This is a genomic window from Vibrio sp. BS-M-Sm-2 (assembly GCF_041504345.1).
GTDB classification, from domain to species: Bacteria; Pseudomonadota; Gammaproteobacteria; order Enterobacterales; family Vibrionaceae; genus Vibrio; species Vibrio satsumensis.
The window spans coordinates 1,273,635-1,287,433 of sequence record NZ_CP167895.1 but is presented as its reverse complement, the minus strand read 5'-3'; the positions used below and the strand labels follow the sequence as shown (position 1 = coordinate 1,287,433).

Annotated in this window: 13 protein-coding genes; 3 read left to right on the top strand and 10 right to left on the bottom strand. The window is 43.2% G+C overall.

Annotation, left to right across the window (positions count from 1 at the left end):
• Positions 1–49: 49 nt before the first annotated feature.
• The 3 genes from AB8613_RS21635 to AB8613_RS21625 form a co-directional block, all read right to left on the bottom strand.
• Entirely contained in the window at positions 50–343 is a 294-nt protein-coding gene (locus tag AB8613_RS21635) for a YkgJ family cysteine cluster protein (protein ID WP_017076090.1), read from the bottom strand.
• Positions 344–517: 174 nt separating this feature from the next.
• A complete protein-coding gene (locus tag AB8613_RS21630) occupies positions 518–1,702 on the bottom strand; it encodes a D-alanyl-D-alanine carboxypeptidase family protein (RefSeq protein WP_060981202.1) in 1,185 nt (394 codons plus the stop codon).
• Positions 1,703–1,880: 178 nt separating this feature from the next.
• On the bottom strand, positions 1,881–2,468 hold the full coding sequence (locus AB8613_RS21625) for a DUF4136 domain-containing protein (protein WP_146490748.1): 588 nt from the start codon (positions 2,466–2,468) through the stop codon (positions 1,881–1,883).
• 268 nt (positions 2,469–2,736) lie between these two features.
• Between AB8613_RS21625 and AB8613_RS21620 the strand changes: the two genes are divergently transcribed.
• On the top strand, positions 2,737–2,994 hold the full coding sequence (locus AB8613_RS21620; protein WP_372385010.1) for a YgjV family protein: 258 nt from the start codon (positions 2,737–2,739) through the stop codon (positions 2,992–2,994).
• Positions 2,995–3,245: 251 nt separating this feature from the next.
• Here the strand turns inward: AB8613_RS21620 and AB8613_RS21615 are convergent, their stop codons facing one another.
• The gene (locus tag AB8613_RS21615; RefSeq protein ID WP_372385009.1) at positions 3,246–6,413 is read right to left on the bottom strand and encodes a chitinase C-terminal domain-containing protein; all 3,168 of its coding nucleotides are present in this window, start codon (positions 6,411–6,413) and stop codon (positions 3,246–3,248) included.
• A gap of 451 nt (positions 6,414–6,864) precedes the next feature.
• Between AB8613_RS21615 and AB8613_RS21610 the strand changes: the two genes are divergently transcribed.
• Positions 6,865–8,451, top strand: coding sequence for a BCCT family transporter (locus AB8613_RS21610; RefSeq protein WP_372385008.1), 1,587 nt, complete (start codon positions 6,865–6,867; stop codon positions 8,449–8,451).
• A gap of 125 nt (positions 8,452–8,576) precedes the next feature.
• Here the strand turns inward: AB8613_RS21610 and AB8613_RS21605 are convergent, their stop codons facing one another.
• Positions 8,577–8,939 (bottom strand): RidA family protein, encoded by a 363-nt coding sequence (locus AB8613_RS21605; RefSeq protein WP_285953588.1) that lies wholly within the window; start codon positions 8,937–8,939, stop codon positions 8,577–8,579.
• 281 nt (positions 8,940–9,220) lie between these two features.
• Between AB8613_RS21605 and AB8613_RS21600 the strand changes: the two genes are divergently transcribed.
• Positions 9,221–9,667, top strand: a complete 447-nt coding sequence (locus tag AB8613_RS21600; protein ID WP_285953589.1) for a DUF417 family protein — start codon at positions 9,221–9,223, stop codon at positions 9,665–9,667.
• Positions 9,668–9,782: 115 nt separating this feature from the next.
• On the opposite strand, the gene AB8613_RS21595 is transcribed toward AB8613_RS21600, so the two are convergent.
• The 5 genes from AB8613_RS21595 to AB8613_RS21575 form a co-directional block, all read right to left on the bottom strand.
• Positions 9,783–10,301: a GNAT family N-acetyltransferase gene (locus AB8613_RS21595; RefSeq protein ID WP_372385007.1), complete on the bottom strand. Its 519-nt coding sequence runs from the start codon at positions 10,299–10,301 to the stop codon at positions 9,783–9,785.
• Between the two features lie 68 nt (positions 10,302–10,369).
• Positions 10,370–10,834 (bottom strand): acyltransferase, encoded by a 465-nt coding sequence (locus AB8613_RS21590; protein WP_372385006.1) that lies wholly within the window; start codon positions 10,832–10,834, stop codon positions 10,370–10,372.
• A gap of 114 nt (positions 10,835–10,948) precedes the next feature.
• On the bottom strand, positions 10,949–11,098 hold the full coding sequence (locus tag AB8613_RS21585; protein WP_372385005.1) for a hypothetical protein: 150 nt from the start codon (positions 11,096–11,098) through the stop codon (positions 10,949–10,951).
• A 94-nt stretch (positions 11,099–11,192) separates the two neighbouring features.
• Complete coding sequence (locus AB8613_RS21580; RefSeq protein ID WP_372385004.1) at positions 11,193–11,549, bottom strand: hypothetical protein; 357 nt, start codon at positions 11,547–11,549, stop codon at positions 11,193–11,195.
• 224 nt (positions 11,550–11,773) lie between these two features.
• Positions 11,774–13,021: a RidA family protein gene (locus AB8613_RS21575; RefSeq protein ID WP_372385003.1), complete on the bottom strand. Its 1,248-nt coding sequence runs from the start codon at positions 13,019–13,021 to the stop codon at positions 11,774–11,776.
• Positions 13,022–13,799: the final 778 nt, after the last annotated feature.

The window sequence follows — 13,799 nt, the reverse complement described above, 5'->3', positions numbered from 1 at the left end:
TCACAGGCCGGTAGCGTACTTTCGTTACTAACTTCAATGTTGCAGAGGCCTAACCCATAACATCAGTGCGTTGTTCCACACACTCGTAAGAGCCCATTTCGAACTCACGGCAGATCCAAGGTCGGTTTTCGTAAATAGTACACATCAGTGTTTCTCTATCTACCGCAGAACACCAACCGTCGTCTAATCTCAACATGGTTTCGCCACCCCACTCGTCATACGCAATATGCTCTTCAGGAACGCCGGTATCTGTGATGATCATAACCTCTAAACGACAACAGCATGCCTGACAATTGGCACATGTTACTTCGGGCTCGGTTACGTTCTTTATCTCTATCGTCATAAGTGACTACACTGCTAAATTTTGCGTATAGTAATCGAAACCGCCCGCTACGGCTAATAAAGATGGTACGAAGCGGTGTTTTCATTGATGTAAAAATAACAATGGGCGCTGTGATTCACTCACAACGCCCATATATTTCTACTTTTCATTGCGACTTATCGCCACAAGCTCTATTTAGAATAGGCTCGCGAAGAACAACTTAACATAGTCCATTAAACGTTTGAACAAACCGCCCTGTTCAACCGCTTCCAGCGCAATTAACGGCTGGGTTTGCACATCTTCACCATCAACGGTGTAATGAACCACCCCTAACGTTTGACCTTCTGCAATTGGGGCTTTCAGTTCAGAGTTAAGCTCGATAGATGCAGTCAGCTTTTTACTGTCTGACTTAGGCAGCGTAATAAACGTGTCTTCTGCAACACCTAACTTCAATGTGTCTTGATCACCAAACCACACCTTCTCTTCAGCCACTTGATCGCCGCCTTGGTGCGGGTTTAATGTATCGAAGAAACGGAAACCATAGCTCAACAACTGCTTGCTGTCTGACTCACGGCTCTTAACACTTGATGCGCCCATCACAACCGCGATAAGTCTCATCTCACCTTGTGTCGCTGAACTCGCTAAACTGTAGCCTGCGCCAGATGTGTAGCCCGTTTTCATACCATCAACCGTTAAGCTTCTATCACGCAACAAGCCATTACGGTTGTGTTGTGTAATGCCGTTATAACTGAAAGAACGCTCGCTGTATAAACCATACACATCCGGTAAATCACGAATAATGGCACGACCGAGTAGCGCAATATCATAAGGAGTCGAATAGAGATCATCAGCGTCTAAACCATGTGCATTGGCAAAATGGGTATTTTCTAGCTTCAGAGATGTAGCCCAAGAGTTCATAAGATCGACGAATGCATCTTGTGAACCTGCAACGTGTTCTGCAATCGCAACGCTTGCATCGTTACCTGATTGAATAATCAAACCTCGATAAAGGTCCATCATGGCTACATCAGTGTTTACTTCGATAAACATTTTTGAAGAGTCAGGGAAGTTCTTCGCCCACGCATTTTCGCTGATTCGTACTTGATCGTCAGCAGAGATGTTGCCTCGCTTCATCTCTTGTCCAGCCACATAGCTGGTCATCAACTTGGTCAGACTCGCTGGGTTTAACTTAGTGTGTGCGTTTTTTTCTACCAGCACATCACCAGAATTAAAATCAATTAACACATAACCTTTTGCGCCTAGGCTAGGCGGGCTTGGTACAATAGAAGGTGCTGCGATAGCTGCATTACTGACCATCGCTGCGTTACTTACAATGAATATACTTAATAGAGGGAGAGAGTATTTGGAGAACAGTTTCATTGAATCAAACCTAAGTTAACGTTTTGTGCAGTATAGACAAATGCTAGCAAAAGAAGCGCGAACTTTACGTTGCTTTACGTATTTGTACCGTTCGTTACAAATAAAAAAGCAGAATCTGCGATCTGACCATTTTTTCAACAGGAAATATTGATTCAATGAATGTGTACATCGCTTAATTCTAGCGTTCGGGCATACGTCTAAATAGCATATCTATAAAGCCAGTAATGCGCTGTTTGCTTTCGCTTGGCTCTAAGTCAGGCTGGATACCAGACTGAGCTAGAGCTTGCCACAATACGACTTCAGATTCAGGAACGAAAAAGGCAATGTACAAAGACCCTTTCTCCGCTACTTTACCTTCACCATCGTAAAATGGCACACCAGTAGATAGCTTAATCGCATCGAAGATAGACTCATCGTTCAGTTCCGATTCTTCCGCTAATCCAAAGCCTACAACAACATCGCCGACACCATCCTGTTTTAACTGATAACCCTTACTAGAGAGCTGTTCTTGAATCGCGTCACGCACCAGATCAGTAACCACGGTTTCATCGTATTTTTGAGAAAGGTAAACCTGTTCTGACTCAGGATGCCATGAATACGTCAGCACGCCGTGTTTCATGAAATCAAAATCACCGCTAGTGACCACACCATAATTATGCGTGGGTGGTATTTCTTGCGTAGTACATGCGGTCAGCCCAATAGCCATCAAAGCCAACAGTGCTACTTTTTTTATGCTTTTTGTTGCACAAATGGATCGTTTTATCATTCGTGACTCCCTTACCCATATAAGAATAACTATCAATTCAACCTCCAACATAAATAGTAATTATGTTAATAGAAAGGTCATTAAACGTTTGCGTAATCGCTAACCTTCACTTCTGTCCATTTTGGGGGTTTTATCACAAAAACAGAGTTGGTATAGTTTACCCCGTTAAACAAAACCAGACCATTCGAGGCACGGAGCTTCCTCAATCATCTCATGAAGAGAAGAATTGGTACCGACAAAGTATCGGCAAATTTAAGAGGGTCAAACAATGGAATTCAATATGGTTGAAATTTTAGGTTACGCTGCGTCTATTATGGTCGCAATTTCATTAACAATGAAAGATATCGTTCGTCTGCGTGTCCTTAACTTTATTGGCTGTACACTCTTTACAGCATACGGCGTTATGATTGACGCATGGCCAGTTGTCGCGACCAACGGTTTCATCGCTTGTGTAAACATCTACTTTCTTGCAAAAATGCAAAAGGAAAAAAACGGAAGCGATGAAAGCAGCGAAAGCTTAAATTAGCGATTAGCATTTCAAATAATTCTGAAAAAGCCCAAATAAAGTGATCTATTTGGGCTTTTTTCTATCTGTTATTCCTCTACACGCTCACTACCTTCTACTTTTTCACCGTTCGGACATAGCGGGCGTAAAACATAGTAAGACCATGAATAAAAAACGCCGAACAGGATTGAGTTCGGCGTTTGACTCTACGTTAAGTGGTTTGTTTAAGGAGGTGGGGATAGAAAGCTCTCACCTCTATCAACAAATCAATACTATGAACACAATTTGGTCCAGCTACCGTCACTGCCCGGCTCAGAACTTGTCCACCAGTTAGCTTGGTAAATACTACCGTTGTGAACGACTTGGTCACCCGTGTTTGCATGGCTTGGATTACCTGCCCAATCTTTCTGAGGTAGATCTGGGTAAACAGTTAAACCTGCAGTATCACACGTACCAGGGTTTGTACCACCATCGCCAGGGTTACCACCACCAGAACTGATATCACCTAGTGGTAGATCCGGTTGCTCAAAGCTAAAGGCATAGTCGACGCCATTCACACTCACCGCATAGTTTGCAGGGCCTGAAATTGGTAAGTAATACACCATATCTAGCTCATACACACCACCAGCAGGAAGATCTTCCCATGCAGGTAACGTGAACGCTACGCGGTGCATAGTACCGTCTAATCCGCCGATGTTATCCGCACGAGTATGACCCGAAGCAATCACAGACAAACCGCCGCCCGATTGATCTTTCGCGTTATCAGGTGCTGATACTGGGATATCGAATTGGAACTCAGTTCCCCCCGGAAGTGCTTGACCAGTGTTGTTTGTGAACGTGATCTTAGGATTGATTGGGTAGTTTTGGTCGCCGACTTTGAAGCCACCAACCGATACCGCGATATCTAATGCTTCTGTTGGAGTAGCACCCGTCGCTACTTTGTTTCCGTATGGCGTCGCAGACTTAAACTTATCGTAGATAGCTTTAGTCATGGTGTTACCCATATGGAACTCACCGTTACCACTATTACACGCTTGTTCAGTCGTATCGATAGACGTTCGGTTGCCATTCGCATCGAGTACATAACAGTTGTAATCCCCTGCAAGTTCCCAGAACATGATGCCGCCGATCTCTTTGTCGATAACGTAGTCAGCTTTCACGTCGATAGACTGTTTATCTTCCGTTGAAAGGAATACGCCCTTCTCTGCATTCCACAGCCAAGGGGCAACTGCCACACTGTCGTAGTTACGCGTGTAAGTTCCCGTTAGAACATCTGAAGGATCATTCATAGGATCAAGCTTGTAAGCTTCTGCATATGAGCCCCAAATTCCTTTTTCTAGGTTCTTCGCGTGCCACATTGGGTTTGAACCCGCACCCATCTCGTTGCCTTTCGGATCGGTATCGTGCCACATGTTGTCGATACCAATAGCGCCATGACCACAGTTGTTCTTCTCGCCTTCGCCTGTACCCGCCGCACATTCAGATTGATTTGGTAGCGCAGCTCGCCCCCAAAGACCATTTTCGCCACCAGTTACACCTTGCCAACCACGCGTGTAGTAAGGCACACCGATGTTAATACGACCTGCTGGCATTGAACCACGGAAGTAATGGTAAGCCCAATCCGTGTTCAAATAACCGATACCGCCGTAAGCCGCAGTGCCGTAAACATTCCACTGTGCTAACTCAGAATCTTTACCTGTATCAAACAAGGCAGCGTTATGACCAACGTGATCGTTCCACGCACCGTGAAGATCGTAAGACATGATGTTCACGTAATCGAGATACTTGGTTACATCAAATGTTTCCATACCGCGCAATAGGTAGCCAGAAGAAGGCGCTGCGATCGTTAACATGTAGTGATTGCCATCTTGCGCAGACGCAGCATCGAGCTTCTCACGTAGCACTTTCATCAACACTTGGTACGAAGCCCATAGGTACTGACGACGTGGTTCCATGAAATCTTTGTCGTATGGGTTACCAGCGCCTGCCATTGAGGTTGGGTATTCGTAATCGATATCTAGACCATCGAACTGGTATTTACGAAGCATTTCAACCGCTGAAGTCGCGAAGGTTTCGATACCTTGATGGTTGATAGAACCATCAGCATTTGTCGTCATGGTGTAGAAACCACCGTCAGCAACTCGGCTGCCATCGGTCGCGAAGTGACCACCGGTTTCCGCCCAACCACCGATTGAGATTAGCGTTTTCACTCCATGTTTTTTCTTCGCTGTCGCTAATGCACCGAAATGACCTTTGAAGCCTAATGCAGGGTCAACTTCCACGCCCGGCCACTCTTTACCAACCGCTGCGTTGTTCGGATCGTTCACATCACCAACGTTTACTTTACCGTCTGAACCGATGCTCACGAACGCGTAGTTAATATGTGTCAGTTGTTCCCAAGGAATATCATTGACTAAGTAAGCAGCTTGTGGGTCATCCCCAGCACGCCAACTTGTGAAGTAACCAATGACACGACGTGGATGATCCGCGCCCATTTTCTCACGACCTTCATCATCGTAAATCGTACAGTAAGGAACATCGACACCTTGAGTTTGGTATAAGCCATCAGGGCGACATGTGTTCACTGTTGGAGCGCCATTCACAGCCAAAGAAGCCAATGCTGAATCTGCCGTCGCACCTTGGTCGTCTGTTGCTCTCGCGTAAACCGCTAAAGAACCTGCTTGAGTTGTTGTGTAATCTAACGTGTACGGGCTAGTTGCAGCTGTGCCAACAAGAGCACCAGCCACGTAGAAATCAACCTTATCAACTGTGCCATCACTGTCTGCTGCTGTTGCGGTAAAGGTGACTACACCACCAACATCTACAGACGTCGCTGAAAGGGCTACCGAAACTGTCGGTGCTTCATTACCTGGTTGTGCTGAGTCAACAGAAACAGAAACCGCACTTGTAACACTTGCTGCGCCTTCATTGTCCGTTGCAACAACTGAAATCTGATGGTTACCAGACGTTGCAGACCAAGTCGCTTCGAAAGGTGCCGCTGTGACTACCGCAACAGATACGCCATCAACAAAGAACTCAACCGAAGCCACACTGCCATCAGCGTCTAGTGCTGTTGCACTCAATACAATATTGTCGCCTTCAGTAATCACGTCAGAAGCAGAGGGTGCCGTTAATGAAGCTGTTGGTACTTCATTTGGCGTACCACCACCTCCGTCGCCGCTACACACATCGACTTTCTTCCATTGTGCGTAGTCGCCTTCAAATTGGCTTGGGTTGTTATTTTGATTCCAGTAATTTGCCGTATAAGCACTGCCGTCATGTGAAACCTGATCACCTCCTGTGTATACAGTGGCAGAATCCCACGTTTCTAACGTTGAGCAATCCACAGCCGCATAGCTGTTGAACGCCATTAAGCATGATGCGGTGAGCGTACTGAGTGTAAAAACCTTCTTAGCCACTCTTCCTTGATTTAGGTGCATGTTAGCTATCCCTTAAGTTGTTGTTTCAAGATGTTTAATTTAAATGGGATTTTCCTCGCCACTTAAATCTCTTCGCAAAACAACTGTAGGTAACAGCGCTAATTTAACACCTAAAATATTCAGTATTTATAAAATGACTCGCATTAATTTGTTTATAGCATGCAATGAGTCGACACTTATTTTGCACCAACAACTAATATTAATTTATTTCGGAAAGCTAAAAAATAACGTCTCAAAAATCAGAAATGTGATTTGGATTCGAGAAAAAAATTCGTATCAAAACTAGCCAAAAAGTAGTGATTTAAAGGCGATTTGGGATTCATTTGGGAATTCGCCCACTTTTTGATAACAAATGTGTTAGTATCGGCGGCTTTTTTGACGAACCTCACATTTCTATGCAAGTGTGGGAGAAATACATAGGCTTGAAAGAGCCAAATATAGCGAAGAAATAATGTCCAACTTGACGCAAGTCGCCAACGAAAACATCAACGCAGAATCTACTTCTATCGATTTCAATAAAGCTCAATCTTTGGGTGAAAAACTGGAACTCGGAAACCCAGTCTTTTGGCTTAGTGGCAGTTTTTTAACCCTCTTTGTCATCCTCGCTTTCACCAACACCTCCGTGTTGTCCGAACTTGTTAACATCGGCTTTAGTTATTCAACTAAGTGGTTCGGTGCTTTCTGGCAAGTCCTACTACTTCTCAACTTCATTATCGGTTTAGTGCTTGCACTAGGTCGTACAGGCCATGTTCGCTTAGGAACACTTGCCCTACCAGAAATGACCACCTTTAAATGGATGTCTATCGTCCTATGTACGCTGCTAGCGGGTGGCGGTGTATTCTGGGCAGCTGCAGAGCCTATTGCTCACTTCGTTTCAGCTCCGCCACTGTATGGCAACGCAGATCCTCAAGCGATGGCATTCAACGCCCTGTCACAATCTTTCATGCACTGGGGTTTCCTTGCATGGGCAATCTTAGGTGGTTTATCTTCCATCGTGTTAATGCACCTGCATTACGACAAAGGCCTTCCTCTTAAGCCCCGTACTCTGCTTTACCCAGTACTTGGCGACAAAGCGATTAGCAGCTGGGTTGGCAATGTAGTCGATGCATGTAGTATTGTGGCAGTTGCTGCAGGTACTATCGGCCCGATTGGTTTCCTTGGCCTACAAATCAGCTACGCGCTGAGCGAACTGTTTGGCATTTCAGATACATTCGCAACGCAAAGTGTTGTTATTATCTTTGCTATCGCTATGTACACGCTTTCTGCTTTGAGCGGCGTGAACAAAGGTATCCAACTGGTAAGCCGTTACAACATCATCTTGTCTGTGTGTCTAATCGGCTACATCCTTCTTGTTGGCCCAACGAGCTTCATTGTTGATGGCTACCTGCAAGGTATGGGTGAAATGGTTGATAACTTCATCCCAATGGCACTATACCGCCAAGATACAGCGTGGCTAGGTGGCTGGACTGTGTTCTTCTGGGGTTGGTTCTTAGGTTATGGTCCAATGATGGCTATCTTCATTGCTCGCATCTCACGCGGCCGTACTATTCGCCAAATGATCGTTTCTATCAGCATCGTTGCACCGCTTGTAACGTGTTTCTGGTTCAGCATCGTTGGTGGCAGTGGTTTAGCGTTTGAACTAGAGAACCCAGGTGTCATTTCTAACGCGTTCGAAGGCTTTAACCTTCCAGCGGTGCTACTGGCCATTACCGCTCAACTGCCGTTCCCGACTTTGATTGCGATTCTGTTCCTGATCCTAACGACCACGTTCATCGTGACAACAGGTGACTCGATGACTTACACCATCAGTGTAGTAATGACAGGCACGACAGAGCCGAACGCAGCGGTACGTACTTTCTGGGGTATCATTATGGGTGCGGTAGCTATTGCACTTATCTCGATGGGCTCAGGCGGCATCTCCGCTCTACAGTCGTTCATTGTGATCACAGCCGTTCCGGTTTCGTTCATCTTGCTGCCGTGTCTATGGCACGCACCGAAGATCGCGAAGCAAATGGCAAGAGACCAAGGTCTCGTTTAATACCTAGTCCGATTTAGTGTCGGGTAGCGTGTAAACTAAAGCCACTCAAGTGATTCACCTGAGTGGCTTTGTTTTATCTGGTCGTTAAATGTATCGACGAAGCTTATTTCTACCGATAGTTCGGTTTATTGAAACTGTTCACCCGCAGCAACCATGAATGACATTTCAACCAATAGCTCAGGATTAGCAAGTTCTGCTTTCACGCATGCTCGGCTTGGCGCGCAGCCTTCAGGGAACCACGCTTCCCAAACTTCATTTAGTGCATCAAAGTTAGCGAAATCCGTTAGGTAAATCGTTACGGACAACACGCGAGATTTGTCACTGCCTACTAAGCTCATCATTTCTTCAGCTTGACCAAAAATTTGCTGAACCTGACTTTTGATACCTGCCGTTGTATCCGCTTCAGCAACTTCCACAAAACTTGCGATACCGTTGAAAACAGTCACATCTGACCAACGCTTGGTCGGGTTAATTCTATGAATTTTCACTGGTTATACTCTTCTTATAATTAGGGGGAACATCAGCGTAATTTAATCCAAATCGCAAATATTGAAAACAAAAATTGGAAAACTCGTAGCTCCTTTTGAACAGCACGCTCGCCTACCTATTACTTCAGTTCTCAACACCACTAGTCTTTCGGTTCATATCGAGACAATTAGTCGCCACCTGTTAAATCTCTAGATAAATATATTAATTATTATTCTCAACGCGAAATTTAATCTGAACTCTTGCGGTCATATTCAGGGATTTTATTAAATGGAGTACTTTTATGCATGTTCAAACCTATGATTTAAAGCAAAGCAACATTGGATACAACCTAGGCGTGATTGGCGTAACATTAGTGTTAGCTTGGATTGGAATTTACAAGTTTACGCCTACTGAAGCGATGCTTATAGAACCGCTAATCGCAAATCATCCTGCAATGAACTGGCTTTACAGTCTGTTCTCGGTACAAGCTGTGTCTAACATGGTGGGTGGCGCGGAGATCATTGTAGCGATTGGACTGATCGTTGGATTTAAGAAACCGACAGTTGCCTTCTACTCAGGCATTGCAGCAGCGGCTATCTTTGTTGTGACACTCAGCTTCCTGATTACAACGCCAAATGCTTGGAAAGTATCGGATGGCATCTTAGTCACTAACTTCTTCCTAGTGAAAGATATTCTATTTTTGGCGATCGCTATTAGCGTAATCGAACGTAACAAACCTCAGAAGTAACCGTAAATCTATAAGTGGCCGAAACTAGAGGTAACCTTAAACCTGAAAATAAAAAGGCTCGAAGCTGGCTAGAAGGACGCTGCCAGCTTCTAATGTATAAGGCACTGATACTCACCTAGTCAGCTAACACCTTACGGTAATAATTAGCATCTTGATCCTTCCCTTTGAATACGGTGTAACTTTCAACGCGCTCAACTAAATCAAAGCCTGTATTGGATAAGATTTTGTTTGAACCGACATTACCCACTAGCGCATAGGCATCAACATATTTAAGGGAAGAGTGCTCAGCCAAGTAGATAAGTAACTTCTTCACCGCATTAGACGCAATACCCTTAGAGCCAAAGGAGTGACCAACTCGATAGCCTAACTCTCCACTTCCAGCGATCTGGTCGATATCGCGAACGTTGATTCGCCCAAAAATATTGCCATTAGCGTCTTTTATCAACATAGGAATCATCTCGCCATTGTCATACTCTGCGAGGAAGCTCGTGACTTGCTCGGTAACACCCGCATTAGAATAGAAACTGTCCTCCCGAGCTGGGACAAATTGCTCAAACCACTCTCTATTTTCGACTTCAAACTCCAATAATGCACTGACATCGCCTAAGTGAAGTAAGTGTAAAAATACATCCATAATCAATACTCTGTCGCTTATCTAAAAAGCCGCACCTGATGATTCATACAACACGGTTTTTTCTGAATTTAAGGTAAATCCCTTAACTTCTTAGCTGGGTTGCCTGCATAGATACCTTTCTCTGTAATGTCTTTCGTCACTACACTTCCCGCGCCAATCACCGCCCCTTCACAAATGCTGATAGACAACACTGTCGCATTGGAACCAATAGTAACGTTATTGGCGATAACAGTACGTCCCCAATTGTCTGGGTTTGGATCTGGTTTGCCCTCTTTGAACAAGTCATTCGCAAACATCACGCCGTGGCCAACAAAGCAGTCACTACCAATAGTCACATACTCGCAAATAAAAGTGTGAGATTGAATCTTAGTTCTTGCACCTATCACGGAGTTCTTTTGAATCTCAACAAAAGGGCCAACGAACACATCATCTTCAAGCTCACAGCCATAAACGTTGCTTGGCTCGATGATAGTGACATTCTCGCCACAGGTAATATCAGTAATCTGTGCCTTTAACACTCTTGGACTTGCCATATTTCCTCTCAACATTAGCGTCACAACTCAACCTAAGTGATTGTGTCGTAAGTGTTTAAGTACAAGCAAGTCGGAATAGAAAGAGTCAGCTGTGGATCAAAGATTCTGCATATATTAAAACAGGCCAGCTAACACGACTGACATCAGTACCCCACCTATAAAGCTAGGCGCATGAAATGGGCGAGCTTTAGATTTTACGTACTCTATCTGAAGCTCTTCTTGATAAGTTTTAACGGCAAGTTCTTTTACGTAGTTATTTTGCATAATAAGCTCCTTTTCTATGATTAAGAGAAGCTTAGGACTTGAAGCTAGGTTGAGGTAAAGCAAAAATTCAAATTAATTGAACACTTTGGTTTTGTTACTCGAGGATTACCCTGAACACATCGTTATTCACACCACCCACATCCACTAATTCTCCAGTTTCCATATGAAGTGAAGTGTTTAATTGTCGAGTTGAGCGTGGCTCTTTCGTTTCTCGAATCACGAGCAGATCGACCAAGTAGCCAGAGCATTGCTTTCGTATTAAGCCTGAAAAAGTAACACTTTCAACCCTATCCGCGAGTACAGAATTAAATGTTTTATCTTCTAAAACACCCGCGGAGATGGATGTATCACCATAAAATAGCGTGATGGTTGTTGGGTCGGGAGTTAACTTTTGATTGGATGAACACCCCATCATAGCTAAGCACAACATTAAAATAACTCGAAATTGCATAAACTGGTTTTCTTACGTTAAGCGTCTGTTTTTCATATTAAAACACTTCACATCAATAAACACCATATGTCGGGCAGAAGCTTGTTTAGAGTAAGTTATGTAGTTAGGCTTAACGAAGGAGTTACGTCTTGAGATGGGTTCGTTAATCAGAGAATCGGCTCTAGCTCCTTATTCAGAAGCTAAAGCCGACATTAGATCGAGATTATCGAATTGGGTTCAGTGAATTAAGCAACAACGTCTTGTGGAGGTGTGCCTTCGCAGTTAGAAACGACAGCATCAATTTGAATCAGTGCATTCATAGGAATCTCTGAAATCCCCACCACCGTTCTTGCCGGTAAGTCAGCATTAAAGAACGTAGTGTAGACCTCGTTCACCGCATCAATATCTGAAATATCTTTAAGTTGAATATTAATTTTCACCGTATCGTCCATGCTATGGTCAACACTTTCAATGATCGCCTTAATATTCTTAAGACACTGTTCAGTTTGCTCTTTTATACCACCAGCAATCACTGCATTGGTTTTCGGATCTACAGGTAGTTGACCTGAAATATGGTTATAGTGAGAGAAAGCAACGGTGTGCGAGCAAGGCATGAATGGTGCAGCAACCGTATTATTAGCTTCAATAACCAGTAAGCGAGTATCTTCTGGTAATTGCGGCGGTGTACCGTCGCCATGTGAAATTGACGTATCGATTTGCACTAAAGCATCCATTGGTAATTCAGTTGCGTTAACAACTGTACGAGCAGGAACATAGCTTGGGAAGAATTTAGCACATACTTCATTTACCGCTTCCGCATCTGCGATATTTTTTAGGTAGATAGTCGTTTTAACCACATCATTCATTACATGACCAATGCTTTCTAGAATAGCTTTAATGTTTGATAGACATTGTGCTGTTTGCGCCTCGATACCACCATCAACCAACTCACCTGTGGTTACATCTATCGGTAACTGAGCTGAAAGATTGTTGTAGTGAGAGAAAGCCGCTGTTTGCATCGATACAGTACTTTGAGGCGCATTATCCGTATTTCTTGATACCTTAACTAGCGCGCAAGGTGCTTGTGGTTTAGTGCCTTCACCGTTTGAAATAAGAGCATCCATTTGAACTAAAGCGTCACTATGCGGTAGCGCAGTTACGCCCACGACTGTACGCGTAGGAAGAGTGTTGTGGAAGAAGCTTTTGTAGACTTCATCAATAGCATCGATATCAGAAATATTCTTAACGAAAACATTAATCTTCACGACATCATCCATAACATGGTCGATGCTTTCAACAATGGCTTTAATATTATTTAAGCATTGTGCTGCTTGGTCTTTAATATCGCCAATCACGACTTCACCTGTTTTAGGTTCAATAGGTAATTGAGCTGAAAAATTATTATAATGAGAAAAAGCGACCGTTTGTGTAGATACAGAGTTTATTGGTGCATTTTCAGTATTTCTTGAAATTTTAATGATATCGCTACTCATCGGAATTATCCTTTTAATAATAAAGATATACGTATTTATATTTAACAATCGTATTGGAAGAATGATTAAAGTAGCGCCATGTTAAGTGAATTGTTTTAGGGTAAACGTGATATCCATCAGACTATTACCTGACTATAAACCAGTGATTTATAGAATAATTAGTCATCAAACGCCTAATTATCCGCAAATAAGATGGCGAACCGAGTAATAAGTCCCCTTTATCTTTTGATATATTCAACAATCATGAATACCCACTCAGATAAAGATATAGATAACTTTTAAAATTTAGAAAACATTTGATAGGTTGTTCACATTAAAGCCCTGAAAAAATCACTTACTAGATGAATTGTGAAGAACACACTCTTAGATTTGTGCATAAACTATTAGCCCAGATAAGTAATTATTTTAGAGCCATTTAATTATATAAATACGTTAATAATATATTCTACAATCGAATACCAGAACACTAATATTGCCCACCATTAGATACATTTACTCATCTTACTTAACAAGGAGGTTGTGATCGTTCAAACTCTCTCTTTTTAAATTCAACCTCTCTCATAACCACTCAAAACGGCCAATCCATAAATGAACCATGATATGCGTAAGACAAATAACTCTTATGTTTCAAGGTCATTATCCAACATGTGCCTGCCAAGATAGTATGCCCCCAACATGAAGACCACCTATAGCTTCATTAAGTCTAAATCTATTTGTCGACCTAGAAGAAAGTTCAATATCAATGATTAAACTAATTAGTTTAATCAACTTGAGGATT

Excerpts from the sequence above, each read along its gene's own strand:
- AB8613_RS21610 (WP_372385008.1), top strand. The coding sequence starts at position 6,865 with ATGTCCAACTTGACGCAAGTCGCCAACGAAAACATCAACGCAGAATCT.
- AB8613_RS21575 (WP_372385003.1), bottom strand. The coding sequence starts at position 13,021 with ATGAGTAGCGATATCATTAAAATTTCAAGAAATACTGAAAATGCACCA.
- AB8613_RS21595 (WP_372385007.1), bottom strand. The coding sequence starts at position 10,301 with ATGGATGTATTTTTACACTTACTTCACTTAGGCGATGTCAGTGCATTA.
- AB8613_RS21585 (WP_372385005.1), bottom strand. The coding sequence starts at position 11,098 with ATGCAAAATAACTACGTAAAAGAACTTGCCGTTAAAACTTATCAAGAA.
- AB8613_RS21590 (WP_372385006.1), bottom strand. The coding sequence starts at position 10,834 with ATGGCAAGTCCAAGAGTGTTAAAGGCACAGATTACTGATATTACCTGT.
- AB8613_RS21625 (WP_146490748.1), bottom strand. The coding sequence starts at position 2,468 with ATGATAAAACGATCCATTTGTGCAACAAAAAGCATAAAAAAAGTAGCA.
- AB8613_RS21630 (WP_060981202.1), bottom strand. The coding sequence starts at position 1,702 with ATGAAACTGTTCTCCAAATACTCTCTCCCTCTATTAAGTATATTCATT.
- AB8613_RS21635 (WP_017076090.1), bottom strand. The coding sequence starts at position 343 with ATGACGATAGAGATAAAGAACGTAACCGAGCCCGAAGTAACATGTGCC.
- AB8613_RS21620 (WP_372385010.1), top strand. The coding sequence starts at position 2,737 with ATGGAATTCAATATGGTTGAAATTTTAGGTTACGCTGCGTCTATTATG.
- AB8613_RS21600 (WP_285953589.1), top strand. The coding sequence starts at position 9,221 with ATGCATGTTCAAACCTATGATTTAAAGCAAAGCAACATTGGATACAAC.
- AB8613_RS21615 (WP_372385009.1), bottom strand. The coding sequence starts at position 6,413 with ATGCACCTAAATCAAGGAAGAGTGGCTAAGAAGGTTTTTACACTCAGT.
- AB8613_RS21580 (WP_372385004.1), bottom strand. The coding sequence starts at position 11,549 with ATGCAATTTCGAGTTATTTTAATGTTGTGCTTAGCTATGATGGGGTGT.